This is a genomic window from Filomicrobium sp., from assembly GCF_025698805.1.
In the GTDB taxonomy this organism is placed as follows: Bacteria; Pseudomonadota; Alphaproteobacteria; order Rhizobiales; family Hyphomicrobiaceae; genus Filomicrobium; species Filomicrobium insigne.
In genome coordinates this window covers 700,747-727,337 of record NZ_JAILWT010000002.1, presented here as the reverse complement: position 1 = coordinate 727,337, position 26,591 = coordinate 700,747, and the positions used below count along the sequence as shown (strand labels likewise).

Here is a 26,591-nt window from a genome sequence, read left to right as displayed (position 1 = left end):
GGACGCTACAATATCAGCGGGCTTAAGTCCGCCTCAACCTTGCAAATCGCCCGCGATTGAGGCTTGCTGCCGCCGGCTGACGACACAACCCCCGTTGGGCCATAGAATGCAGGGACCAATACGCATGAGCCAAATTGCCGGGACGTCTCAGAACCTGCAGGAGCGGGCGTGGCTCGGCGCCTTTGCCGCGGCACTGCTCGCACTGCTCGTCGTGCGCATCCTGGCGCTTGCTGTCAATGGGACGGACCTGTTTTTCGATGAAGCACAGTATTGGTATTGGAGTCTCGAGCCCGCGTTTGGCTATTATTCCAAGCCGCCATTGATCGCTTGGCTGATCCGGTTATCCACCGATAGTTGTGGTCTTTCCGAATTCTGTATTCGGCTGCCTTCACCCTTCCTGCACACGGCTACAGCCGTTGCAGTGTTTTGGATTGGTCAGCAGCTTTATGATTTTAAGGTCGGCGTTGTGGCCGGTTTGGCCTATGCCACGCTCCCCGGTGTGTCGGTTTCGGCCGGTATCATCTCGACCGATGTTCCGCTGCTGCTGTTTTGGGCCCTGGCGCTTGGTGCGTTTGTACGGATGGTGCAGGGACCAGGCTGGTGGCCGGCACTTCTCTTCGGTCTTGCCTTCGGATTGGGTCTCAACGCCAAGTATGCGATGGCTTGGTTCATCGTTTGTCTGGCGGTTTATCTTGTTATGACGCCCGCCCGGCGGGATTTGCTGCGGGATGCGCGGCTCTACGTGGGGCTGGGGCTCGGCGTACTTATGATCGTGCCGAACCTCGTTTGGAATCTTGACCATAAGTTCGCGACGTTTTCGCATACGGCCGACAACGCCAAGTGGGGTGGGGCACTCTTCCATCCCGATAAGGCGGCAGAGTTCTTTGGCGCGCAGTTCGGCGTTTTCGGTCCGATTTTGTTTGCTGGGCTCCTTATCATTACCTGGCGCGCGTGTCGGCAGCGGCTACCGGATGCTGATCGGCTGCTGTTGGCGTTTTCTCTGCCATTGATTGCAATCATCACGCTTCAGGCGTTCTTGTCGCGCGCGCATGCAAATTGGGCGGCGGTCGCGTATGTCGCAGCGTGCGTTCTGGTGGTGGCGACGATGATGCGGGATGCCGCGTGGATTTGGCTTAAGACTTCGTTCGGCGTGCATATTGCTATGGTGGTGGTGCTTGTCGTGGGTGTTGCCGCTGCGGGACGTCTTGCGCCGCCGATTGGAGCCGATCCTTTTGCGCGGACTTTGGGCTGGGAAGAGATCGCCAAAGCGACGCAAGCTAAACTTCAGGAGGCGCGAGAGCGTGGACAGCCGTTTAGCACGGTGATAACCGACGACAGGCCCGTAACGGCGGAACTGCTTTACTATATGCGTAATGATCCGACACCGATCCGTGCATGGCGCGGAGGCGGGCGGCCCCGAGACCACTTTGAATTGATGCAGCCCTTCACCGGCAGCGACGGCCCAGTGCTGTTGGTGAGTACAGTTGGCGAAAGGAGTTCCGTGATCCGATCTTTCGAAACCTCGGTGCAACTTGGTCAGCAGGATATTCCCGCAGGGCCGGCAGCTAGCCGACGCGTGTCGTTCTTCGCACTCACGGGTTATATTCACGAATGACCACTCAGAACCGCCAATTGCCGCGTCCGCCGGCGTCGAGCGACGCCGTGACGCTGTCGGAAGCGTTTGTGCTGCTGGACAATAGTTCCGGTTCGGCAGAGCCGTCGCTGCTGTTTACGGACCCAATTGAAATCGTCAGTGCAGAAACGCCGGAAGAGGTCGCAGCGGCGTTGGCGCGGATTGAAGCCGGGATCGCACAGGGCTATCATGCCGCGGGCTTTTTCTCCTACGAGCTTGGTTATGTCATGGAGCCCAAGCTCGCTCATCTCATGCCGAAGGAGCGCAACGTTCCGCTTCTGTGGTTCGGGCTATACCATCCGCCCCGGCGCATGTCTGGTGCTGAAGTGGGTGCATGGCTCGATACGACGACGCGGAGTGAAAGCCATGAATTTAGCTCGGTGACTTTGGCTTGGAGCCGAGAGGAATACGAGGCTCGTTTCGCCAAGGTTCAAGCGATGATCCGAGCTGGTGATATCTATCAGCTCAACCTAACATTCAAATCTCGCTTTCAGCTCAATGGTTCCCCTCTGACCTTCTATCGCGATCTGCGGGCGAAGCAGCGGGTCGCGTTTGCCGGTATCGTGGACACCGGCAAAGTAACGGTGCTGTCTGCTTCTCCGGAATTGTTTATCGCGCAACATGATCGCGTTATCGAAACGCGGCCTATGAAAGGAACAGCGGCGCGCGCCGGTACGATTGAGGGCGACGCGTACAAGCGCAAAGAACTCGCGACTGACTCTAAGCAACGCGCCGAAAACCTTATGATCGTCGATCTTATGCGTAATGATATCGGGCGCATATCTGAGATCGGTAGTGTGGAGGTGACGGATCTTTTTACCGTTGAAACCTTCAAGACACTCCATCAGATGACGTCGGGCATTCGGGCGCAGCTCAAGGAAGGCGTTGGCTTGGAGCAGCTCTTGCGTGCGATCTATCCGCCGGGATCGATCACGGGTGCGCCAAAGATCCGTGCGATGGAGTTGATCGCAGAGCTTGAGACTGAGGCGCGTGGTGTTTATTGCGGAGCGCTCGGATATCTGGCGCCAGGCGGTGTCACTCAGCTTAACGTTGCAATACGGACGCCGATTGTGATGCGTGATGGGCGCGGGGAAATGGGTATCGGTTCGGGGGTTGTATTCGACTCCCAGGGTGGGCACGAATATGACGAATGCCTTCTGAAAATGAAGTTTCTAACGGACCCGCCGAAGACCTTCGAACTGATTGAGACGATGCTCTATGAGCCAGGCGAAGGGATCGTTCTTGAAGACCGGCATTTTTCACGGCTGGCGGGTTCTGCCGCCTATTTCGGTTTTGTGTATGATGCGGCAGCCGTTCGTGCAGCAATTTCGAATGCTTTGAGTGGGAGAGAGAATGAACGCCTGCGTGTAAGGCTGACGCTCTCGGAAGACGGGATTGTTAAGGTCACCGTTTCAAACCAGCCGGTGGCAAGTCCAGATTATGAGATGGGCTATGTCATCTCTTCCACGCGGCTTTCGAGCGCCAATGCGTTCCTATATCACAAGACGACAAGGCGTGAATTGTATGATGCTGAGTGGGCGGACTACAACGCGGCCTGCGGCGCTGATGAGGTGGTGTATTTCAACGAGAATGGAGCGCTCTGCGAAGGGAGCCGCACCAACATCTTCATCGAGCGTGACGGAAAGCTTTTGACGCCGCCATTGTCGGCCGGTCTCCTCCCAGGAACCTTCCGCGCCGAACTTCTCGCGAGCGGACGGGCTGTAGAAGCGCCGCTTGCCCTTCCAGATCTTGAAAACGCCGATACGGTTTATCTGGGTAATTCAGTGCGCGGACTATGCCGCGCAAAACGGTTGGCTGGCTGAGCGGAAATATCCGCTCAAGCCGTCGCGCTGAGTATATTTATATTCAACGCGATGTTCTGTCGTTGCCGACTGGACCAGCGGTCTGCTGCTGATCCGCGACGGGCACCATACCGGCTACGGGGTTAACACCACCGCGACCGATCAGTGCTGCAAGGAGGAAACCTGCGGCTGCCACCGTCAAAACGACGGCGGCTACAATCCCAGGCGATGACATTCGGATGCGATTAGCGAAATTTGTCAACGTGTACGGTTCCCGGTTCATACGAGAAACGTCACCCAGATGGGCAGGTTGAGGCGAGTCCAAATTGTGCCGCGCGACAGTTGGGCACATGAGAAAGCTAAATTCTGGGTTGGACAGCCGTCGGTTGTGGGTCGCTGAGAAATTCAACGCTAGTGGCTACAGCCCACGTGTCAAACACCCAAGTATTAAGAGGAAGTGGGAGAACAAAAGTACCCAGAACTCGCGATTCTCCAGAAAAGGAATCTTGGCGTCAAAGAACTTCATGATCAGTACAGTGACGGTCAAAATAATCGCTATTAGAAAAGTGATGATCCCCGGTGCCTTAAGCCCCATTTTTTAGTCTCCCGTCCCAAGTCTTTACGGTCCCTCTTGCGGATGTGCCGGGGCAAATCCGCTTCGGCTGACTGCTCTAGCATGAAACCGTACCAATGCGCTGTGGCCTATCCGCCTCTGTTGACGGTCTCACAATCTTTGAAAATTGAGGTCAGGCCTTGCCTTTGTTTGCTACGCGTCGGTGCCAATCTTCGATGGTCGCCTCACGCTGAAGAGGCGACGGAGGAGCAACAGAAGAATGACCAACGCGACCGCCAATGCCCCCAATGAGAGGGGATGTTTATTGACGAGGAGGGACGGGCTGACGCGGCCATCCCAAACGAGTTTGAAATCGGAGGCAACCTTGGTGGGATCTACGGAGGTATCATTTCGCAGCATCATCTCTACAGCTGCGTTCTGATCGGAGCTTGCGACGACAGCATTGCGCACACCTTCCGACGCCAGAACCTGCATTTTCGCCGGTGAGGCCGCAACGGCGCGCAAAACGCGTTCGCGGGGTTCACGTTTCAGGCCGGTAAGGTAGCTGCTTAGTGTCGCCAGTTCATCGCTGGTGAGGCTCCGTGACAATCCGAGTAAAGAGGAGTCGCCTAGTTCTAATAAGATTTCGCGAGCGTCGCGGTTGACACCGGCGAGCCGGGCGATGGCGATACGATCTTTCAGAGCGAGAACGCGTTGCAGCGTGTAGGTGGAAAACGAGTCCGGACTGGCTTGCTGATAGATACCGTACTCGACAACGGCACTGATGTTGTTTCCAGCCACTGCCGACCACTTGAGAGCAGTTTCAAGAGAGCGTGTAGCGCGCGCAATCTCCATCGCGGGTTCTGGCAGACTGGTGATTGCTTCGTTCAGAGTGCCGTTCTCCAGCCGCGTGAGAACCCCGGTTTCGCCTTCACTTGCCAGAACGAGACCGACAACTTCATCCAGACGCCCAAGGTCGGCTTGTCGGACGTTATCGAGGAAGGTTCTAAATTCTTGATTGGTTTCGGCGAGTTCGAGTGCTTTCAAGTGCGCGCTGCGGAAATCGCGCCAGACCTCGACGACGCGGTCAGCAGCCGCAGCGCCAATTTCGTCGACATGACTGCGCATTTGCTCACTTAGGCTCTTGGCCAATTCTGCGCGAACCTGATCTTTGCTGGCATCCGACTTCATTTCCGATGCGATGATCGGCAGGACACCGTAACGCAGATCCCATAAGTCCTTCGCGATCAGGACAAGGCCGACGCCGCCCGCCACAACCGAGACAAGGCGGGACAGAACACTGCCGACCATGCGCTGCCCAACGCTCCGCGCGAGATTTGCGAGTTGTCGACGTACAAGGAGAATAGCTGCGCCAGTGATGCCCGCGCTGGATTCGCGTAAAATGGAACCCGCCGATATATCGGCTCCCCCAGCGTCCGACGCTCCAGCGAAATCTCTTTGCGCATCATCGCGAACGATTGCGCTGACCGTTGCGCCGTAGCGAGGCCCAAGATAGCTCTGCAGGCATTGCAATGCCGGTTGGGAGGCGTCGCGGGTTGCTTGCTCGATGCGGCCACCAACTTCCAGGCCGACGGCTGTCGCGAGATCGGCGATAGCCGTTTTCATTGCGTCCGAGCGATAAACGCGTTCGGCGACTTCAGTTGCCAGTTTCTGGGCCTGCTCTTTATAAGCGAGAGACTTAAGCAGTGTGCCCCAGCTTGACTCGTCGCGGACCTCAGCAACAGCGATGTCGACGCGATCATCAATCAGTTGACTGACGTTGTTCTTGCGCCATTGCTCGGCGACAAGGGCGTCGTAGTCGACGGTGCCAAGGTTGGTTCGCAAGGCGCTTGTCGTGACGGCCTTGATCGCGGATCGGAAGGCCTCCTCATCTTGAGCTTTGCAAGCTTCGATATCAGGCAGCGGGATTGACGTTTGGGCGTGAAGTGGCTCCAGAACCGGCGCAAGTGAAAGCGTCAGGCTCAAAAGTATGGAAACCGGCAAACGATAGGCGCGCAGCAACGATTCAACCTCCGCTCGATAATTTTGCCAAATCCGCACGCGACCAAGTCAGTGTGAAGTGCGCTGCGCAATTTCCGGTAACTATAACGTGCGCGCTTGTGGTTAATAGTGACAACGATTTCATATTTTTCAGATGGCGAACTTTTGAGCAGAGCGCGGTGAAGTTATGGAAATGTGCCGGGGGCGTTTTGCAATTTCGATAATGAGAAATTTGTGATCGGAGAGAGGCATCGCTACCCAGGGAGGTGGAAAGGCCCTGATCACAACGGTGATACATTAACCTTAACATCATATTTCTAGGCGCGTCTGAGGCTCTTTGCTCAGGTCTTTGCGCGGCCTACGGAAATGTCGCATACCTTAGTCTCGTGTTGTGCATATGCCACAATGGACGAGCTATGTCAGATGTCCGTCTACGAATCTACAGCATTGCCACAATTGTGGAGATAAGACGTAACGAGCGGCTTACCCGAATTGTCGCGGGCATTCGGTCATACGGGAGTCACAATTATATTGCGGAAAGTGCCGCGGTCGTGGACGGCGGAAGCGTGACAACAGATGTGTCAATCCGCACACAGAGGGCGTAAATGCGTTGCGTAAGTTATCGATAATGTATCCTTATAGATATGACATTACGAAAAGATTCATTTTACGCGTTTCAATTTTTGGATATTCGCAATTGCGTCACGTTGCCCTATCGTCAAGGCGATACGTTTCGTTCAGTAGGTGACATACAAGCCAATTAACGGTGCCATGACATTCTTTGTCTTATAAGGCCGCCGGAAAGCTCAAATGATAGCAGAGGGAGTTTTAGCCTGCGAATTAGCAGGAGGGTATTCGTCGCGGTGAGGTTGTCGGGATGAGCGGGATGACCAGAGCGGCGGAATAAACCTTCTCGGTAGAGTCACCGAGCCAAGCGGGGGACGCCAATACATTATGGCAGTTCCGTAGGTTACACGCGCGGGAGCATGTGTCGGCTAAAGGTCGACGCTCGCAGTGATAAATATCGCCTACACAAAGCTCGGCTCGGATGTCAGCGGAAGCGTACAGAAGCATGAACAAAAAGAAGAATACAGGGTATCTGAGCAGCATACATTACGGGGGCGGCAAAGTCGGGGTGCTGTTGTTCCATAGCCTCGGCGGGACGCCCATGGAGCTTAAATTCTTAGCTCAGGGCATTGCGCGCAACGGCTACACGGTGAGTTGCCCTATGCTTCCCGGTATGGCGAATGGTACTGACGTGCTTAGCCTTTCGCGGTGGCAGGACTGGTATGCGGAAGCCGATAAGGCCTTCGACGAGCTCAAGGCTAAGTGCGATACGGTTCTTATTGGCGGGCTTTCGGCTGGCTCTATTGTCGCGATGCGGCTTGCTCAGCAGCGGTCTAACGAAGTGGAAGGCCTGCTCGTGTTTGCGCCGACGTTGTGGCCGAACGGCTGGGCTATTCCCTGGTATTTCAATTTTTATCGCTTGGTTACGCAGCGTTGGTTTGCGCGGATGTTCCGTTTCAAGCAGCGCGAGCCGCACGGTATCAAGGATGAGCGCGTTCGCAATTTCATGATCGAGGCGTTCAAGGGCTCGGGTCCTGGCGTCGAGCAGGCTTATGCGCGTTCGGGCGTGATGGTGTTGGAGTTCCATCGACTGGTGAAGGCTGTGAAGCGCAACCTAGGTGCGTGCACGGCTCCGGCGATCATCGTCCATCCGCGTCACGACGATCAGAGCAACCTCTCTAACACACTGGTTTTGCAGAAAGATCTAGGTGGATACGTCGAGACGATCGTGCTTGATGACAGCTACCATATGGTTACGCTCGATCGGCAGAGAGATATCGTGATGGAGCGTGCCGTTGATTTCGTTCAGCGCATGCTCGCGCGGCGTGACCAGCAGCGGGCACGTGTCGGAAGCGTTGGCGTTGCTGATGCGGTGCAAGCCGGCGCTGCAGAATAGTTCACGAGAGCTGCGCGCTATTGAGAGAAAAATAAAAGCACAGCGCTTGGAATTGTGCTGTGCTTTTTTATTTCCAGGAACCTTTCTGGAGGCTCTTGGTTGCTGCCTTAGCGCTTGCTCCCGTTCGCTTCGGCTAAATCACAATTGGGTAGATCGTCGGGGGCTTTGCGCCAAACGAGAGTTTTGCCAAACATCTTAATTCCAGCGTAGCCGCGGACCTCCAAGACATCGGCGCCTGCGCTCTTGATTTCGACGTCATAGGACTTGCCGACCTTGGGATCGTAGATCCAGCCGCCGTCCCATGTGCCGTCGCCCTGGGGCGTAAGTTGGCCGAAAACCTGCATGCCACACACGGGACGCATGCGCGCATTTGGGTTTGGGTTGTTGGCGTCGTGAAGCGGTTCGCCTTTGCTGTTGAGAGGCGATTTGAGCCAGTGGATGTGGCCACACAGGTAGGTGCCGCATTGAGAGATTTTGACAGCACCACGACCGGTGTCGTCATACCAAATGCCAAGTTCCTGAGGTGGTTCCTGTGCGATCGCTGAGCCTATAGCCGTATGAATGACGAGCGCGCAAGCCGCGGCGCCGCCTGCGGCGATGGCACGCAGTTTCCGGGTTGAGGTCAGTGAAAGACTTGACATGGCTGGGCTTTTCAATAGTTGACGGGAGGGTTTTAGAGGCTGACGTAAACAAAATAAGCGGCGAAAGCTTGGTTTCTCAACTGTAGGCTAATATTTTACACTCTGATGGATCGGGGCTCGGCTTCGAGATAGCCGGAAAATCGGTCGTAGCCTTCAAAAAACTTATATCTTGCCATATGTTAACTATAAAATTGTATTGTAAAACCTAACGATATGGCATGATTTTTCGTTCCCGCGCTAATGGCCCGATAGGAACGCCTTCTAGGCGACAGAATTCGGACCTTGCTAGCGGCACTCTATGCGCCTGCGAAGTTCTTGTTGAACTGATGGCGATAAAAATCAATGGCGCAACGCCGGGTTGGCTAAATGGTTCTGACACTCGCATTTCGAAACCTATTTCATGATCGCGTACGACTTACGGTTACGTTGGTCGGCATTCTCTTTTCGATTGTGCTGGTCGCGGTTCAGCTTGGCCTTTATCTCGGCGCGAGCCGCATGATCACAGCGAACATCGACCAAGCAGATGCGACGCTCTGGATTACGGCGTTTGGGGCGAAAAGTTTCGAGGATGGCGGTGCGCTGCTAAGCACGCGCGAACGGCATCAGGCACTCGCGACACCTGGCGTTGTTTCGGTGACGCCTATCGTGGTGAAGTTTGCCGAGTGGCGTAAACCTGAGGGCGGCTCTACGCGTGTTGTCGTTGTCGGATCCGACGCCGAAGACGGTGCGTTAAAACCCTGGAATTTGGCGAAGGGGACGTGGGAAGACATCAAAGCACCGGACGCGATTGCAGTTGATCGCACCTATCTTTCTGACCTCGGTGTTCATGGGATTGGCGATTCTGCGCAAATCGACTTTGGGCGCGTTAAGATCAATGCGTTGACAGACGGCATTCGCTCATTCACGCAGTCACCTTATGTTTACATGCCTCTATCGCGTGCGCGGCAGCTTCTCAATTTGCCGAGCGATATTGCGACCTTTCATCTTGTAAAACTCGCACCAAATGCCGATGTCGAGACGGTTAGAAAACAATTGCTGAACCGGCTTGAGTCGGCGGAAGTTCTGACAAAAGAAGAATTTCACGACCGTAGCCTGAAACAATGGTTGTTCCGTACGGGTGCTGGCGTTGCGCTTATTGGTGGCGCTTTGCTCGGTATTCTGGTGGGCACTGTAATCGTGGCGCAAACCCTTTATTCCAGTACGAAGGATCACATCAACGAGTTTGCAACTCTGCGTGCATTAGGATCTTCATCCGGATATATTCACAAAGTAATCCTAGCCCAAGCAGGCCTCAGCGCTATTCTTGGTTATATGCTAGGCATGATATTGGCGGGCGTGATTGTTTTTGCGAGCCAGTCAACGCCGCTGCCAATTCTAATGACGCCGCAATTGGCGGCCGCACTCTTTACCGTGACCGTGTTCATGTGCGCCATCTCGGCGATATCGGCCATCGTCAAGGTAACGAAGATCGACCCAGCGACGGTGTTTAGCCGATGACCACGAGTAAGCCAGTTCTGGAAGCTAAGGGCATCGTGAAAGAGCTTGGACGCGGTGCGGGCAAGGTCGTCGCTGTGAAGGGCGTTGACCTGTCGCTCGTGCCCGGCGAACTCACGTTGCTCATGGGGCCTTCAGGCAGTGGCAAGACTACGCTCCTTTCGATCCTGGGCTGTATCATGACTCCTACGGAAGGGTCGTTGACCGTCGCAGGGACGAACACGGAGGGGCTCAGTGCCGAGCAACTGGCGGAGTTGCGACGCGCTCACATTGGCTTCATTTTCCAATCCTACAATTTGTTTCCGACGCTATCTGCTCTCGAGAACGTGCGCATCGCGCTCGATGTCCGGGGGCAAAAAGGTTACAAAGCGGCGGCGCGCAGCGAAGATGTTCTGCGCGAGGTTGGGCTCGGTGCCCGATTGATGAATTACCCCGGCAATTTGTCGGGTGGTGAGCAACAGCGCGTGGCGGTTGCCCGCGCCATTGTCAGCTCACCGTCTATCGTTCTCGCCGATGAGCCGACCGCTGCGCTCGATAGTGAGAACGGTCATGCCGTCATGGAGCTCTTGGCGCGGATCGCTCACGAGCAGAACCGTAGCGTTCTTGCCGTGACACACGATCCGCGAACGCTCGGCTACGCCGATCGCGTGGTCAAGATTGAAGACGGTCTTATCGTCGGCGAAGAGCGCCGGCCGCAGGGGCTAGATGCTCCAGAAATTACGGATTTGACAAAGAGGCGCAAAGCTCATGCCTAAAATTAACTCGACCTTGGCAACGTTCGCTATTGCGAGCGTTCTGGCGGCTTCGATAGCATCGACGGTTCTCAAGCAGAGTTGGACCGCGGGTGCAGCGCATGCCCAGACCGCGGCGGAAGTGGATTCAAACTCGGTTATTCGCGCGCGGTGGGCCGCTTCGGCGACTGGGCGGATCGAGCCCAAATCGGGTGAGGTCAAGGTTTCGGCTGAGACCGGCGGATTGGTCGTTGAGATTCCCGTCGCGACGAACGCGCAAGTTCGCAAGGGCGATATTCTGGTCAAGCTTGATGCGGATGACGCATGGCAGCGGGTCGTAGCAGCACGTTCAGAAGTTGAGGTGCGCAAGCGCGAGCGCAGCGAGGAAGAGGCCACAGGGCCTGCGCTTGATCGCCGCCGCGCGGAGGATGCGTTGGCAGATGCCGAACGTTCGCTCTTTGACGATTGGCGGAAATTCGACGACACCGCTGAGCGTGTACGGGCGGGCGATGCGTCTGAGGCCGACCTTGCCGATGTGCGCAAAGCTGTCGATGAGGCTCAGACGTTAGTGCGCGATGAACGCAAGAATTTCGCCAAGGTTGCGGAGCGTTCAGACATGCCTCTGCCGACACGGCTGGAGACGTCTTTGACGATTGCGCGGGCTGAGCTTTCCATGGCTGAAAATGCCTATGAAAAGACGCGTGTACGGGCGCCGTTTGACGGTACGGTCTTGAACGTGATCGCGCGCGAAGGCGAGATCGCAACACCGGGCCCGCAATCACCTCTCGTCCTTTTTGGTAACGTTTCGGGATTGCGTGTGCGCGCAGAAGTCGAAGAGCGTGATGTTTCCAAGATCCGCGTTGGTCAGAAGGTCGTCATTAAGGCCGACGCCTATCCTGATCGTGAATTCACTGGCGCAGTGACTGAAATCGCGTCGGCGCTGGGTAGCCCGCGTATCGCGTCACGTGGTCCGCGTCGTCCCAACGATGTCGATGTATTGGAAGTGGTTGCTGATCTGGATGGATCACCGCCGCTGCTGACAGGCATGCGTGTCGATGTCTTCTTCAAGAAGGATCAGGATCAGCAGTCGTCAGTTACGACGGGCATGAACAACAACTGACAGCCAACGCTGTCTATTGCCTCGGATGGTTTGAGACCGGCTGCGGTAAAAGACAGAAATCGAAAGGGGAGGCGTTTGGCCTCCCCTTTTTTCTCGTATCTAAAGAATATAGCTAGGCGCCAACTTGGCGTGCTGAGGCATTGAGATGTGCAGCCAGCTCTGGCTCAATGTTGAGCCGTGAGGCGAGGCTGGCCAGAAAGTCTTTTTCAGCATCGGAATCGGGTTCGATGGTAATGCGCGCGGCTGTGTAGACCCGGACTGCTTCTTCCTTAGATCGGATCGCTCCGGCTATTTCGTCGATCGATGCGGGGTGATTGAGTTGGGCGGCGAGGAATTCTTCGGCCTCTCCGTTCAGGCCATGTTGGGGAAGACTGCCGAGAATTGCATTTTGCTCGATCGAGTCGACCCGGCCATCCGCTGCTGCGGCGGCCACCATAGTGCGGATAAGCGTCAACGCTTCCCTATTGCTGACGGCTGAGGGTTCAAACCCTGAGCCTGGAGGAGGTTCGGCTACGACCTCGTCCTTTCCGGTGATCAAAGGCCGACCTTGCTGGTAGTTTTGATAAGCTTTGTAGGCAAGGCCGCCGATGAGCGCCAGCGCACCTATCTTGGCCGCGCCCACGGCGACTGAACGGCCCGTCTGAGTGCCGAGGATCAGGGCGCCGAGGCCGCCCAATGCCGCACCAGCGCCGAGCTGGTTGTTGGCGATCATTTCGCGGACGGTGGCGATCAGTTCTTCTGGTGATTTGCCGGAAAGTTGACGGACGGCATCGCCGACGCTGTCGCTGGCTCCCGTGGCTTCGTCGATCTTGCCGGCGCCTTCACGGACGCCGGAAGTGGCTTGGCCAAAGACTTGGCCGAGAATGTCACCGAGGCCGCCTTCAGCGCCAATTTTTTCCTTTAGGTTGTTGAGGATGTCGCCAATGTCGTCTCCTGACGACGATGGGGGCGCTGCGGCGCCTGCATTTTCTGAGTTCTTGTCGGGAATGATATTGCGCAGGAGGTCGCCAAGTGGGTCGCCGTGTGCTGTTGTATCTGGTGCGCCTGATGTGTGTGCGGGCTTTGCGCCGCCCACCAGTGCATCGAGGAGGCTTTTCGCGTCAAACATGGATTTAGTTCCCTTCCGGGCTGCAAGAAATTCATTTTGCGACGAACGGTGAACGCTAGCTGATAGCGCTAAGTTCGTGGTGTGGGGCAATAAATTTGTTTCCCGATTAACAATCCACCGTGACCTATTCGGCCGAAGCTGCTGGAGAGCCTGACGGAAGCGGTTTTGCGGAATGCGCGGTGGGCTCATCCGGTTCGTCGACGGCGCCAACGAAACGCCCGAAGACACGGCCTAACACGCGGCCCACATCGTCCATGAGAACAAAGACGGCGGGTACAAATACAAGTGAGAGCACCGTCGAAGAAACTAGGCCGCCGATTACAGCGATGGCCATAGGCGCGCGGAACTCACCGCCAGAGTCGAGGGCCAAGGCTGATGGCAGCATGCCGCCGATCATTGCAATTGTCGTCATGATGATGGGTCGCGCGCGTTTGCGGCCAGCGTCGACGATGGCTTCATTGCGCGGGACGCCGCTCGCAATTTCTTCTACAGCGAAATCCACGAGCATGATGGCATTCTTGGTCACGATACCCATAAGCATGAGCACGCCGATGACGACAGGCAAGCTGATGGAGTTTGCTGTTATTGCTAGGGCGACGATGGCGCCACCGATCGAGAGCGGCAGGGAGAACAGAATGGTAACGGGCTGCAAAAAGCTTGCAAAAAGCAGGACTAAGACAGCGTAGACCATCATCAAGCCAGCGGCCATGGCTTGGCCAAAGCTTTCGAACACTTCCGCCATAACCTCGGCATCGCCGAATTGCTTGATCACAACGCCTTCGGGCAGGTTTTGTGCGGCCGGCAGTTTCATAACTGCGTTCACTGCATCGCCCAAAGGAGTGCGACCGACCAGATCGCCTCCGATGAGGACGCGGCGGGTTCGGTCGTAGCGATCGATCGATGTCGCGCCTTGGCTCAGTTCAAAGCGCGCGACGGTGGATAACGGCACTGATCCGCCGGACGCTGTCGGAACCTTGATACTCTCGAGCATGTGCCGATTGGCGCGCGCGCTGTCGGGAAGCTTGACGCGAATGGGGATTTGCCGGTCGCCGACGTCAAACTTTGCGAGGTTGGCGCCGATGTCGCCGATCGTTGCGATGCGGACCGCTTCAGAAATGGCTTGGGTTGTTACGCCGAGGTCGGCTGCAACATCGCTCTTTGGAAAGACGCGTAGTTCCGGTCGATCGAGTTCCGCTGTCGAGACAACGTTGAGGAGTTGCGGGAGGCGATTGGCTTGGCTCGTCAGTGCAGCTCCCACGCGATCAACAGCTTCGCCGTCTCGGCCGGATACGACGAGCTGGAACTGGCGTTGGCCGTTGTCCTGGAGGAACCAGTAGCGCACGTCCGGGATGTCGGCCAGTTCACGGCCGATCTCTTCCTGAATTTCGGCTTGCGGTTTCTCGCGTTTGTCCTTGGGCTTCAACGTGATGATGAGAGTCGCCTTACGCACCTCGGCGCCAGAACCCATCAGGTTGCCGCCGTTGACAAACACGCTTTCGACATCAGGACGGCGGCGCAGGTGGTTGGCAATGCGTTCCGTGACTTCGCGCGTGTCCTCAATGCGTGAGCCCGGTGGCAGTTCAATGGCCAGGAGGGACCGGCTGACGTCTTCTACCGGAAGGAAGCCGGACGGGAGCAAATAGAATGAGCCGATCGAGCAGAAAAAGATCGCAATGCCGAGAAGAACGGTTTTGATGCGGTGATGGACGGACCATCCGACGAGACGCGTATAGATCCGGAGGAGCCAGCTTTCTTTTTCGACGGCTTCTTTGTTGGACCGCATGAAGTAGGCGGCGAGGAGCGGTGTTATCAATCGCGCGACGAGCAACGAGAACGCGACGGCAAACGCCACGGTCATGCCGAATTGCCTGAAGTACTGTCCGGCGATTCCACCCATGAAGCTGACGGGCATGAAGACTGCGATAATCGTGACCGTAATCGCGATCACAGCCAGACCTATCTCGTCGGCCGCTTCAAGGGCTGCGCGATAGGCGGATTTGCCCATGCGCATGTGGCGGACAATATTTTCGATTTCGACGATGGCGTCATCGACCAGGATGCCAGTAACGATAGTTATTGCGAGAAGCGACACGAGATTGAGCGAGAAGCCCATGGTCTCCATCGCCCAAAATGTCGGAATAATCGAGAGGGGCAGGGCAATTGCCGCGATGATGGTTGCGCGCCAGTCTCGGAGAAAAACAAAGACGACGAGAATGGCGAGGACGGCACCTTCCATCAAGGTCTTCATGGTCGATTCAAACACCCCGTAGGTGTAATCGACGGTGTTATCGATGCGTGTAAAGATGACGTTCGGGTATTCGGTTTGGAGCTGTTTAATACGTTCTGCGACTGCGTCAGCTACGTTGGTGTCGCTGGCTCCTTTTGCGCGCGAGACTGCAAAAGCGACGACGGGTTCGCCATCGAGGTCGGCGAATGTGCGTGGCTCTTCGACAGTATCAACGACCTTGCCAAGTTCATCGAGCCGGACGTAGCGGTTGCCCGGTAGCGCAATGCTGGTTGCGGCCAGATCTGCCACGGACTTCTGGCCAGCCAAGGTACGGATTGCTTGTTCGCGTCCGGCAATTTCACCCCGGCCCCCGGCGAGGTTGATGTTGGTTGCGCGGATCTGTTGGTTCACGTCACCTGCAGTGATGCCGAGTGAGAGAAGCCGATCAGGATCTAACTCAACATGGATCTCACGGGTGACGCCGCCGATGCGATCAACAGCTGAGACGTTGGCAACGCTTCGGAGAGCACGCGAAACGGTATCATCAACGAACCACGACAGCTCTTCTGGGGTCATCGCCGGCGCGCGCGCCGAGTAGGTCACGATAGGAAGACCTTCGATTTCGATACGCTGAACGATCGGCTCGTCGATGGTTCGTGGCAGGTCTGCGCGGATGCGCGCAATTGCGTCTTTGACGTCGTTCAATGCGCGGTCGGGATCAATTTCCAACCGAAACTCGATCATCGAGGTGGATGAGCCTTCGGTGATCGTCGACGTTTGGTGTTTGACGCCGTTAACACCGGCAATGGCATCTTCGACTTTTTTTGTGACCTGCGTTTCGAGTTCAGAAGGCGCGGAGCCGGCTTGAGTAATCAAGACCTGAACAATCGGAATGTCGATGTTTGGGAAGCGTGTAATGGGCAGCGTGCCAAAGCTCAGCGTACCAATCACAACCAGTACCATGAAAAGGACCAGGGCGGGGACTGGTCGTCGTATCGACCACGCTGAGACGTTGGTGTTCATTAGTTTGCCTCACTGATTTTGGGTGAGGGCTTGATTGGTCTGACGTGGTCGCCATTGCGCAGAAATGTTCCGGATTTGGCGACGACGACGTCACCTTCCGTAAGACCGGATGTGATCTCCATAAACCCGGCGGCAATAGAGCCGATCTCTACCTCGACGGTTTCCACTTTGCCCTCCACAATGCGCTGGACCATAGGGCGCTGTGCGGTATCGCTTGTCTCGTACAGTACCGCTGACTGTGGGACCGCCAATCCGTTTGTGCGTGACGTTTCAATGGTTCCGCGCGCAAAAGCTCCAACACGCAAGTTTGGGTTTGCGCCAAGAAAGATACGGACGTGACCGAGCCTTGAGGCGATGTCGACCTCTGGTGAGATAAGGCGGACGGTCCCTTCAACCATTGGTCCGCCGGATGCGCTGATCTGAGCTTTCTGTCCGATTTTCAAGCGCGTGAGTTTGGTTTCGGGCACTTCGGCGTCGAGTTCAATCTCGGCATCCGAGACAAGCAGGAACAACGGGTCCTTTGTGCTCGAAACGAGGCCGCCGATGCGCGCGGTGCGGCGAGAGATCAGGCCGCTGGTCGGGGCTCGAATTTCCGTCTTCGATAGTTTCCAATCCAGTTCCCGGCCCTGAGCTCCAGCTTGGTTCTTCTCGGCTTCGGCGAGGACCAGGCCATGCTTGGCTGCCGTCAGCTGGGCTCGCGCGGTACGTGCTGTCGCCCGGCGCTGGTCATATGTGCTCTCGGAAAGATATCCGGAGGAGCGCAATGGCGTTGCGCGTTTTAACTCGGCTTCCGCTTCATCGAGGCGCGCTTCAGATTCCACGATCAGGCTCTTGGCTCGGTCGATGGCAGCATCGGCACGTGCAATGGTTGCCGTGATTTGGGCGCGTTGGGCCGAGAGCGCCTCGCTTTCGAGTGTCGCGAGCAGATCGTCTTTCTTTACGTAGTCACCCTCTTCGGCCGAAAGCTCCACAATCCGCTGGCCTTCGATTTCCGCCGCCACGAAGATTTGCTCGCGGGCAACAAGAGAGCCCGTGACCATAACGGTTTCGACAAACAGTGCGGGTTGGACTACCGCCACTGAAACTGCAATTGCCGAATCCTCAGGCGCTACGGCCTTGGAGGAAGAGGATTGCTCTTCGGTTGTTTCTTTGCTCGATTTATCTGCGGATTTGTTATCGGTTTTGGATGGCGCGAACTTCTCAGCCAACTGCTTTTGCAGATCGCCGTAGACGTAGGCGTAGCCGCCGGCGGAAAGCACGGCCACGACCGCGATCAGTAGAAGCCACTTTTTCATGCGTCTTCCTCGATCTCGGCAGGTCTGGCCGGCGTCGCGGCACCTGGTTGTTGTGAGGTTGGGTTAAAGAGCGTTTCGACGATGCTGGTGATCGCAGGCAGCAACGGCTTGGCGTCGAAGTCTGGAATAACAGCACGCCGCCACATCAAGCCTTCGCCAATGACGCTGAGGAGTTCAGCCAAAGTTCGCGCATCGAGATCTGGTTTGATGCGACCTTCCTGTTGGGAACGCTCGATAACTTCCCGAAGGCTGCTCACTACAAAACCGTCGACGGAGTTAAAAATCTCACGAATGCCATTGTTGCGTGTGGCTTCCAGTCCGATTTCGGCAGTCAAAATGCGCTTATATTGGGGTTCGTCGACCGTGTAGTACTCGGCAATCTTTGTGAGAGCTGTCGGCAGATCCGGGGTATCCGCGACCTCGGCGAATTGGCGTGTGAGATTGGACCGGTCACGTTCCGCACTACCAGCGATTAGGGCTTCTTTCGAAGGAAAGTGACTGTAGAGAGCGCCAGCACTAATTCCCGCTTCAGCGCAAATCTCAGCCATCGTACATTGATGGAAGCCGGAACGCGCAAAGCAGCGTTCCGCAGCGTCAAGAATGTGCTCGCGACGTGCCGTCAGAGTTTCTGGCCTTAACTTGGGCATGGGTGGCCGAACCGAAAGGTCGAGGTTGGATCGAGTTGTCTGCGGCACTTGTTCAAGTGCTGTGGTTGGGTGCTACGCAAATCGTCAAAGTAACCGCTTTATCGGAGCAACCGGTGTTTCGCAGGTAACAGAGTGTCAATTCACTGTTCGCAAACAGAATGGGCGTTCTATTTGTTGATGAATTGTGGCGTCGTCAAGTCGTTCGATTGCAAATCGATCCCGACGCGCAAAAATCTCATCTGGGTTTTATTGTCCAGATATTCTCATATTTTACAAATGGCTAACGGGCTTCTCAGTCTTTACGACATGGGGTGCCTTCGAAGTCGCAGACCGTTCCGGATGGACCCGAGACGCAGTGTTCGGTGGCGTTCTCTGCCCGTTCCCAATTGGCAAATGGATCGCCAAGATCCGGCAAAGCTCTGACCTTTGCGCGCCAATTGGCTTTTGTTTTCGCTTTGGCGAGCCATTGTAGGACGGAGGGTTCTCCGCGCGCCCAAACCGTTTGATCCGCGCACGTCTTCGCGTGGACAGGGGCCGTGAGCAAGACAAGCAATGAAGCGGCCGCCATTGCTGCTCGCGAAATGTTCGCAGATGGTAGTCCGATCATGATTGCTCTCGATGCGCTCTCTGCGGCTGATGGTTTGTTAGAACTGAGTTACCCAGTTCACTGTACCATATGCAGACTGATTTTGCGTGAAGTCCCCGAGTAGACCGGCTGAAGCGGAAATTTCTCCTCCGTCCCAATTGTATCTCGCGAACACACCGAAGCGGGCGTAATCGATAGGTGCGTCCGTGACGAATTCTTCGTCCTTGAGGCGGACTTCGCCATTTCTGTCCAAGTTGAAGTTGGCTTCCAGGCCTGCGGACAGGCCATCAAATAAGTAATGTCCGATCCGCGCACGTGCGGATCGCGTCAGGTGGGCGTCCGACCAAGCAAGGTCGAGAGAGGCATAGGCGTCGGCACCGAGATTCAACCATAGTTCAAGGGCGATTTTGACGCCGACATCAAGCCCACTTGCAAAGTTAAAGGAGTATTTTCGCGGTTTCCCGTTTGCGTCGGGAAGGATCGCATAGTCTCCGGGACGGATATCGTGATCGATGGCCGAAATGCCGACGAAAGCTTTGGTCGTAAGTTCGCCAGTACGTAACTGATAGCCAATCAGAGCCTCCGCAAACTGCACCCGTGCCTTGAAGGTTTTATATGGCGTAATGAGCCACGGTTCAGCTCCGAAACCCGTGTAGGCAGGATTAAGCTCAGGACGTTTGCCGCCGTAAGTATACTGGCCATAGCCGCCAACAAACCTTAGGCGAAGGCCGTCTTCATAGATGTGCCCGAATGGAGATGCAGTCGTTCCCGAATATAGAAGCCAAACATTCTTGGCGGTGTCCGCGCCGACCCAGGTTTCATAGTGCCTCGTTGGCGTGTTTCCGTCATTCGCTGCTACGGGTTGAGCGCTGATAATTAGAGCGAGCGCTACCAATGCTTTGGGGTATAAGCACGCTTGAGCTCGTGCTGAAATTATATTTTCGACCTGCTTGAGAAAGACGAAACTCAACATGAAAATACACAAATACAAAGGGTTTTTCCGCCGCGGGAAACATGGAGCGGCGATGGGAAACATGGCTAAAGCTTCGCGATAGGACGAGTACTGTCAAATATAAAGTGGTTAATGGCTCTATATTCAATTTTTGGTTGTGAGTTTTGTTCGATAATTATTTTTGATTGAAATTTTTGATGGCGAGCATCTGTTGAGAGTTTCGAGAAGGTTGGGAAATTTATTTTGCGCTGCAGCATCTTAATTGTTCTGGCGAGCTGTGGACAAATTGACTTCCGGCGGTTGAATTTTCGATCGTGAGTTATACTTCCACTTCAAGCGGCTGGTAGGAGGCAAGCTGGTCGCGGTCAGGGAGTCGAGTTATGAAATCATTACATAATATCAGTGATTTAGGCTTCGGTTCGTGGCAAGCGATGTGCGAAGCGTATTTTGCAAGCCCGGTTGCCCAATCCGATGAAACACAACGGAAATTTAAGGGGCTTGGTCAGTGTCAGCTAGAGCTGTGGGGACTGACGAGCAGAAGGATGCAGGCCTGTCTTGGGATGCCCAGTAAGTTGGCACGATGCCGGACGCCGATGGATATTCTCAATGTGCAGGCTCAATTCTGGGAAGCCGCTTTTTCGCAAGGGGCGGAGAGCACACGGCGCATCGCGCAGGTGCTTGACGTAACGGCAAACGCGCCAACCCATGCAACGCCTGTGGTTGAGAAGGTTTCTGACGAACCCGAGCGTGATCTCATTTCTTTGCCGGTTGGAAAGAAGTCGCGCCGCTCGACACGAGTGCACGTCAAATCAACAGGAGAACAACGGCGTGTGGCCTGACCATTCCTTTCTTTGACGGCGGTGGCCTTGCGCATGTTACTTTGCGAGGTGCGCCACGGGGTGTTCGAGTGCTGGTTTAGAGACTTACTTTCCTTTTTGGAAGGCGCTTGCTCGCAATGGGCTTCAAGCCAATTGCTGAGGCCGCGAACTCCTCGGCGAGCCCCGCCGTATCGAGAAATTCCAGGTAGGGTAGCCACAATTCCAATGCGGCTTGCTGTGTCCTCGCCCGGTCGCTGCGCCGAGCCGCAGCGTGTGGCGGTCGCAAGGGTTGCTCGCTGAGCCAAGTATATGCTGCGCGCCATACCTCCGGTCGTGCCTTGTGATTGCGGCGTCCACGCAACTGACGGATGCCGGCTATTGTGGGTTCGCTGTCGTGAGGGGCGACTTCCAGATTTGCGACGGTGCGCCCCTTCTTTCTGATGGAGAAGATGCGCGAGAGGCCGCCTTCCATATGATCGCTGAACTGATCCAAGCAGTTCTCCATCTTATCGCTTTCCCGAATGAAATCCTCCGGTGTCTGTAATGCGACAAATTCGTAGCCGTTGGCGCTGCCTTCGGTGAGCCAGTCGGTTTCTTTTTGTGAGTTTAGCGCGACGGCCAGGGCCACACGGCGGCGCCATATGCCCACTTCGTCCAGTGCTTTACGCAGGCCCATTTCTGATGACCAGGGTTTGCGTACAAGCTGGTGGCCTGGCGTTCCCTCTCGCTCGGCGTGCCATGCCCAGGCCGTTAGAAAGCGGAAATTATTTTCTCCGCCCGGGCTTGCCAGGACGCGATTGGATCTAGATAGCCAGCGCGCGGCCCAAAGAGCGAAGTGCCAGTGGCATCCGCGATAGCCATGCTCAATGGCCCATAGCCAGGGGCCCATGTCCGATGTTTGTGTCGGAATCAAATCAACGACATGCCTGGAGAACTCTACGTTTCTCGGTAGCATGCTGATTTTGTGAGTATAGGCGGCGGGAGGAAGGCGGCGCAGCCACCATGGCAGCGATAAGGTCATCGCTGCGCGTTGAAGGGGTAAGCCGCGACGGATCGCCTGTATACTTGCGCGTTGCTTCGCGGGTTTGCCGTAGCCTGTCGCCAACGCAAACAACAATCCGGGAAAGCTATCGGCAAGATCCTCCAGTTCAGGAGAGACTTGCATCAAACGTTCAATATCGCGGCGGAATGCAGGGTTGAAGGCTTCCAGACGGCGATAACGGCGCGTCTCCTCAGTTTCATCGATCCCTGAAGATGGATGTTGAGTTGCCTTCAACTAACGCCTCCCTTGGTGTTGGTTTTGCCCTACGGCTTCGGGTTTTCATGCTCCTTGAATAAAGTGGCGAAAGGGCGGATCTTCACGTGACCGTATTGGGCTTCTCGAGTGAATTGCCGTCACGTGGGGATGTCGTTGGAACCCGCATCTATAGTGTTCGTTCGTCACTTGTGAGACATGCAAGTCGTTTGAGTTCAGGTTGCTTTTTGAGGAGCTGCTGCGTTGGTCAGTGAACGACGGATCTGGTCTATGCTTTGGCGCGTTGTGGACAGAGTGTCGCTGGTATCTGTGACGATCGGTTTGATCGTTTTCACTGCATCTGCATCTGCGTCTGCTACTGGGGTCGGATTTGGCCGTACGGCGGATGTTACGGCGCCTAAGGCGGTCGCTCTGCAGCCCGAACGGATGCTTGCGACCGAGACGATGGTTCGCCGCAGGTTTCCTGATGTCCTTCACTTGTCGTCGGAAGGTTTGGCGCAACGGCTGTCGGGTAAGTCCGGTGTGCTGTTGTTAGATGTGCGTGAAGCGGATGAGTTTGCCGTCGGCCATCTTCCCAACTCTATCCGGGTTGATCCGAATATCCCCACCGACGCCTTCCTGCAGCGCTATTCGTCCTCGGTGCGCGGCAAGATGGTGGTCTTTTACTGTTCGGTGGGGATGCGCAGTTCAGCGTTGGCACAGCGCGTCCAGAGGGAGCTTTTCGCGGCGGGTGCGGATCGCGTTTACAATTTGAACGGTGGGATTTTCCACTGGCACAATGAAGAGCGTGGCCTTGTCGATGGGCGCGGAGCGACGTCGCTGGTGCACAAGTATGACGACACTTGGGGCCAGCTCGTGCGCCGGAGCGCGTTGGCGGTTTCGCGACCAGCTCCGAAAAACTAGCTGAGATTGGCAGTTGGGTTCGAGAAGGGCATTAGTTGCTCTTTGCCAGTTCGGCCAGCGCATCGGAAAAGCCGGACAGCGAAATCGGAATACCGATGCCTGCCTCTTCGGTTTGGAAGATTACGAAGATTGCCGTTTTTCCATTCTTGAGCTGTTGGACCAGCTTTTCTTCGACGGTCACCTGCGCATAGCAAGCGAATGTGTGGCAGCGCAAAAATGGTGCGTTGCCCACATCGGCGCCGTCTATCTTCAAGCCCAGGCCGGGAGGCAGGAGGACGCCGAGCGGTGCGAATACGCGCAGGACCTGGGTCCCATTCGAGAAGCGCTGAAAATAGACGGTCAGCCCGACGTTGTTGCGGTCTTCTGCCGTGACGCTCTGCACAACGGCGCAGACTTCGTGGCTGGCACCCGGCGGCGGGGGCTTGCAAACAATTTGCCAGTCGCCGTGTTGAGATCTGACTTTTCCGTCGGGAGACGCGTCCTGCGCTTGTGCGGGTGCGAAAGCGAGGGCTGTCACTAGGACTGCTATGACCGCCGCAATAACGAATCGGCTGCTGCGGAAAACTGACAGAGGAATTTCACAGGTCCGCACGCGATCGTCTCCATTGCTGAGCCCCGCCGTTTCTGATTTCAGCGTGGCTGATGATCTAGTCTGGCGAGAAGTCTTTGTCGTGTCGTCTCGGGAACGAAAAAGGCTAAATTGGGACTGTCCGAGCTGTTGGGCGGTTTTGGTGGACAGGGGTGCAAATATTGTTCAAAGACCATCGCGAATATATGCCGCATGGAACTTGACTTGAGCTCCGCATGCGGCTTGTGTTCTGGATAGGGTTGGGAACGCTTGCCGAGCACCTTAGACGACTTCGTTCAGTCTATGACTTACTGGCGCTGTATAAAGGCGCCTACGGCGGTCTGGAGTTGCTCTCCGATCGACGACCGTGAGGATGCCACTCCAGTGGATGCTCGGAGCCGGACCGGGGCCGGCGTGATTATCAATCAAAGGGGCAGACTCGGCGACGGCCGAGCGTAACTTGGGAGCGGAGAATGGTGAAACGATGGCTCGGCGTTATGTCGTCGACGGTTCTCGCCGGTATCGTCACGGCTGTATGCTTGGCAGTTCCTGCCATGGCGGCAAAACTGGGACAGCCTGCGGATATGCAGATAGGCATGCAGCTTGCTGCTTCGCCTGTCGCCGATGACATTCATAGCTTTTATGACCTCGTGAACGTCATCATCGTCGCTATTACGATCTTCGTTCTGGCGCTTATGGTCTACGTAATCTTCAAGTTCAGCGAGAAGGCGAATCCGACGCCATCGCGGACGACGCACCATGCGATGCTGGAGGTGGCTTGGACGGTGGTGCCGATCATCATCCTGGTTGCTATCGCGGTTCCGTCATTCAAGCTGCTCAATTTGCAGTACTCGTACCCGAAGCCCGACCTGACGATTAAGGCGACGGGCTATCAGTGGTACTGGTCGCATGAATATCCCGACCGGGGCGGTTTTTCGTTCGATTCGTTGATGCTGACGGACGACGAGCGGCAGGAGTTGATCGACGAAGGTATTCCTTCGCCGCGCCTGCTGGCAGTCGACAATGAAGTTATCGTGCCGGTTAACAAGGTGGTGCACGTGCTGGTGACGTCGCAGGACGTGATTCACGCTTGGACGATTCCTTCGTTTGGTACGAAGACCGATGCGGTTCCTGGCCGTGTTACGGCAACTTGGTTCAAGGCCACCAAGGAAGGCATCTTTTACGGGCAATGCTCTGAGCTGTGCGGCAAGGACCACGCCTTCATGCCGATTGCGGTGCGTGTCGTCAGTGAGGATACCTTCAATGCTTGGGCCGGCGCTATGGAAGCGAAGGACAAGAAAAAAGCCCGTGAGATCATTCGTGCAGTTGCGATCGAACAGGCTAAGCAAAACGTAGCTGCCGTTCAGCAGTGATCTCGACGAGTGAACCGGCGTGCGCTGCGGCGGTTCACGAGCCAGAAACTCAGTTGGAACTAGGCAAGATCTCAAGATCTGAAGGGGCGAACGCAATGAGCAATCAAGCTCACGCAGGTTATAATGAGCAGGGCGCGCCGACGAGCTTCGTCAAGCGGTGGCTGTTTTCGACCAACCACAAAGATATCGGCACGCTTTATCTGATCTTCGCGATGATGGCGTCGATCATTGGTGTTGCGCTTTCAGTCGTAATGCGGTTGGAGCTGCAAGAGCCGGGGATGCAGATCTTCAGCAACCCGCACATGTTCAACGTGTTCGTGACCGGCCACGGCATGATCATGGTGTTCTTTGTCGTCATGCCGGCGATGATCGGTGGCTTCGGCAACTGGTTCGTGCCGTTGATGATCGGTGCGCCTGACATGGCGTTCCCGCGCATGAACAACATTTCGTTTTGGCTTCTGCCTGTCGCCTTCATTCTGCTGTTAACTTCGATGTTCGTCGAAGGCCCTCCGGGCATGGACGGCGCAGGAACGGGCTGGACGGTTTATGCGCCGCTATCTACGAGCGGACATCCGGGGCCATCCGTCGATTTCGTGATTCTGTCGCTGCACCTTGCCGGTATTTCATCGATCCTGGGCGCCATCAACTTCATCACCACGATCTTCAACATGCGCGCGCCGGGCATGACGATGCACAAGATGCCTCTGTTCGCATGGTCGGTTCTTGTTACGGCGTTCTTGCTGCTGCTGTCGCTGCCGGTTCTCGCTGGCGCGATCACGATGCTGCTGACCGATCGTAACTTTGGCACCACCTTCTTCGATGCAGCTGGCGGCGGTGATCCGGTTCTTTATCAGCACTTGTTCTGGTTCTTTGGGCACCCTGAAGTGTACATCATGATCCTGCCGGGCTTCGGTATGATCAGCCACATCGTTGCGACCTTCTCCAAGAAGCCAGTGTTCGGCTATCTCGGCATGGCCTACGCTATGGTTGCCATCGGCCTTGTCGGCTTCGTCGTGTGGGCGCACCACATGTACACGTCAGGCATGAGCGTCGAATCTCAGGCTTACTTTGTGTTTGCGACGATGGTCATCGCTGTTCCCACTGGCGTGAAGGTGTTCTCGTGGATCGCTACGATGTGGGGTGGATCTATCCAGTTCCGTCTGCCGATGCTGTGGGCGCTGGGCTTCATCTTCCTGTTCACCGTTGGTGGCGTTACGGGCGTGATGCTGGCTAACGCCGGTGTGGACCGTGCACTTCACGACACCTACTATGTGGTTGCTCACTTCCACTATGTGCTGTCGCTGGGTGCGGTGTTCTCGATCTTCGCCGGCTGGTACTACTGGTTCCCGAAGATGTTCGGCAAAATGTACTCCGAGTTCTGGGGTAAGCTGCACTTCTGGCTGACGTTTATTGGCGCGAACATCCTGTTCTTCCCGCAGCACTTCCTCGGAGCTGCCGGTATGCCGCGCCGTTATGTCGACTATCCGGACGCCTTTGCGACTTGGAACATGGTCTCATCGATCGGTTCTTACATCACAACGGTGGGCGCGATCTGCTTCTTCATCGGTCTGTTTGTAGCCCTGTCTCGCAAAGAGCGGGTCGGCAACAACCCTTGGGGTGCTGGCGCAACGACGTTGGAGTGGACACTGTCTTCGCCACCGCCGTACCACTGCTTCGAAACGCTGCCGCGGATCAAAGCAACCGATCATCATTGATCGGGACAAGGATCGGTCCGGCCGCGATCTGTGGCCGGGCCGCCTGTTTGATCTGAACAAGCGGGTATTAAAGTGGCGGGCGGGCCAACCGGCATCGTCCGCTGTTGCTAGCGGATCAGGAATAGTTCCGTCGAGCGGTACCCAGGCGCGTAATCGGCAGAGCTTCTTGCTGGACGCGTCGGG

At 56.0% G+C, this 26,591-nt stretch carries 20 protein-coding genes; 10 read left to right on the top strand and 10 right to left on the bottom strand.

Annotated elements, in window-relative coordinates:
* Positions 1–124: 124 nt before the first annotated feature.
* Together K5845_RS07110 and pabB are read left to right on the top strand one after the other, a co-directional pair.
* A complete protein-coding gene (locus tag K5845_RS07110; protein ID WP_287958705.1) occupies positions 125–1,615 on the top strand; it encodes an ArnT family glycosyltransferase in 1,491 nt (496 codons plus the stop codon).
* Positions 1,612–3,456: an aminodeoxychorismate synthase component I gene (gene pabB, locus K5845_RS07105; RefSeq protein WP_287958704.1), complete on the top strand. Its 1,845-nt coding sequence runs from the start codon at positions 1,612–1,614 to the stop codon at positions 3,454–3,456. The genes K5845_RS07110 and pabB overlap by 4 nt, the downstream gene beginning before the upstream one ends.
* Positions 3,457–3,499: 43 nt before the next feature.
* Here the strand turns inward: pabB and K5845_RS07100 are convergent, their stop codons facing one another.
* Both K5845_RS07100 and K5845_RS07095 read right to left on the bottom strand, forming a co-directional pair.
* Positions 3,500–3,718 carry a hypothetical protein gene (locus K5845_RS07100; RefSeq protein WP_090228153.1) on the bottom strand — a complete coding sequence of 73 codons (219 nt, stop codon included), beginning with the start codon at positions 3,716–3,718 and terminating at the stop codon, positions 3,500–3,502.
* 483 nt (positions 3,719–4,201) lie between these two features.
* Positions 4,202–6,010, bottom strand: a complete 1,809-nt coding sequence (locus tag K5845_RS07095) for a hypothetical protein (RefSeq protein WP_287958703.1) — start codon at positions 6,008–6,010, stop codon at positions 4,202–4,204.
* Between the two features lie 1,051 nt (positions 6,011–7,061).
* On the opposite strand from K5845_RS07095, the gene K5845_RS07090 reads away from it, so the two are divergent.
* The gene (locus K5845_RS07090; RefSeq protein ID WP_287958702.1) at positions 7,062–7,952 is read left to right on the top strand and encodes an alpha/beta hydrolase; all 891 of its coding nucleotides are present in this window, start codon (positions 7,062–7,064) and stop codon (positions 7,950–7,952) included.
* Between the two features lie 107 nt (positions 7,953–8,059).
* On the opposite strand, the gene K5845_RS07085 is transcribed toward K5845_RS07090, so the two are convergent.
* Complete coding sequence (locus K5845_RS07085) at positions 8,060–8,593, bottom strand: DUF2147 domain-containing protein (protein WP_287958701.1); 534 nt, start codon at positions 8,591–8,593, stop codon at positions 8,060–8,062.
* Positions 8,594–8,959: 366 nt separating this feature from the next.
* Between K5845_RS07085 and K5845_RS07080 the strand changes: the two genes are divergently transcribed.
* Genes K5845_RS07080 through K5845_RS07070 form a run of 3 tightly spaced genes read left to right on the top strand, consistent with a single transcriptional unit; the run spans position 8,960 to position 11,938 of the window.
* Positions 8,960–10,090: an ABC transporter permease gene (locus K5845_RS07080; RefSeq protein WP_287958700.1), complete on the top strand. Its 1,131-nt coding sequence runs from the start codon at positions 8,960–8,962 to the stop codon at positions 10,088–10,090.
* Positions 10,087–10,842, top strand: coding sequence for an ABC transporter ATP-binding protein (locus tag K5845_RS07075; RefSeq protein WP_046479455.1), 756 nt, complete (start codon positions 10,087–10,089; stop codon positions 10,840–10,842). Before K5845_RS07080 ends, K5845_RS07075 begins: the two co-directional genes overlap by 4 nt.
* On the top strand, positions 10,835–11,938 hold the full coding sequence (locus K5845_RS07070; protein WP_046479456.1) for an HlyD family secretion protein: 1,104 nt from the start codon (positions 10,835–10,837) through the stop codon (positions 11,936–11,938). The genes K5845_RS07075 and K5845_RS07070 overlap by 8 nt, the downstream gene beginning before the upstream one ends.
* Positions 11,939–12,050: 112 nt before the next feature.
* Here the strand turns inward: K5845_RS07070 and K5845_RS07065 are convergent, their stop codons facing one another.
* From K5845_RS07065 to bcsS, 5 genes are all read right to left on the bottom strand, one after another.
* Positions 12,051–13,046, bottom strand: coding sequence for a tellurite resistance TerB family protein (locus K5845_RS07065; protein ID WP_046479457.1), 996 nt, complete (start codon positions 13,044–13,046; stop codon positions 12,051–12,053).
* 124 nt (positions 13,047–13,170) lie between these two features.
* Positions 13,171–16,296, bottom strand: a complete 3,126-nt coding sequence (locus tag K5845_RS07060) for an efflux RND transporter permease subunit (RefSeq protein WP_287958699.1) — start codon at positions 16,294–16,296, stop codon at positions 13,171–13,173.
* Entirely contained in the window at positions 16,296–17,591 is a 1,296-nt protein-coding gene (locus K5845_RS07055; protein ID WP_052744057.1) for an efflux RND transporter periplasmic adaptor subunit, read from the bottom strand. The genes K5845_RS07060 and K5845_RS07055 overlap by 1 nt, the downstream gene beginning before the upstream one ends.
* Positions 17,588–18,238: a TetR/AcrR family transcriptional regulator gene (locus K5845_RS07050; protein WP_046479459.1), complete on the bottom strand. Its 651-nt coding sequence runs from the start codon at positions 18,236–18,238 to the stop codon at positions 17,588–17,590. Before K5845_RS07050 ends, K5845_RS07055 begins: the two co-directional genes overlap by 4 nt.
* A 644-nt stretch (positions 18,239–18,882) precedes the next feature.
* On the bottom strand, positions 18,883–19,797 hold the full coding sequence (gene bcsS / locus K5845_RS07045) for a cellulose biosynthesis protein BcsS (protein ID WP_287958698.1): 915 nt from the start codon (positions 19,795–19,797) through the stop codon (positions 18,883–18,885).
* Positions 19,798–20,156: 359 nt separating this feature from the next.
* Here bcsS and K5845_RS07040 point away from each other — a divergent pair, with 359 nt between their 5' ends.
* On the top strand, positions 20,157–20,615 hold the full coding sequence (locus K5845_RS07040; protein WP_139165311.1) for a hypothetical protein: 459 nt from the start codon (positions 20,157–20,159) through the stop codon (positions 20,613–20,615).
* A 76-nt stretch (positions 20,616–20,691) separates the two neighbouring features.
* Here the strand turns inward: K5845_RS07040 and K5845_RS07035 are convergent, their stop codons facing one another.
* A complete protein-coding gene (locus tag K5845_RS07035) occupies positions 20,692–21,870 on the bottom strand; it encodes a PcfJ domain-containing protein (protein ID WP_046479463.1) in 1,179 nt (392 codons plus the stop codon).
* A 273-nt stretch (positions 21,871–22,143) separates the two neighbouring features.
* Here K5845_RS07035 and K5845_RS07030 point away from each other — a divergent pair, with 273 nt between their 5' ends.
* Positions 22,144–22,752 (top strand): rhodanese-like domain-containing protein, encoded by a 609-nt coding sequence (locus K5845_RS07030; RefSeq protein ID WP_287958697.1) that lies wholly within the window; start codon positions 22,144–22,146, stop codon positions 22,750–22,752.
* Between the two features lie 31 nt (positions 22,753–22,783).
* On the opposite strand, the gene K5845_RS07025 is transcribed toward K5845_RS07030, so the two are convergent.
* Positions 22,784–23,269, bottom strand: coding sequence for an invasion associated locus B family protein (locus K5845_RS07025; protein WP_052744149.1), 486 nt, complete (start codon positions 23,267–23,269; stop codon positions 22,784–22,786).
* 524 nt (positions 23,270–23,793) lie between these two features.
* Between K5845_RS07025 and coxB the strand changes: the two genes are divergently transcribed.
* Positions 23,794–24,693, top strand: a complete 900-nt coding sequence (gene coxB, locus K5845_RS07020; RefSeq protein WP_046479465.1) for a cytochrome c oxidase subunit II — start codon at positions 23,794–23,796, stop codon at positions 24,691–24,693.
* Between the two features lie 95 nt (positions 24,694–24,788).
* Positions 24,789–26,408: a cytochrome c oxidase subunit I gene (gene ctaD, locus K5845_RS07015; RefSeq protein ID WP_046480784.1), complete on the top strand. Its 1,620-nt coding sequence runs from the start codon at positions 24,789–24,791 to the stop codon at positions 26,406–26,408.
* The last annotated feature ends 183 nt before the right edge of the window (positions 26,409–26,591 follow it).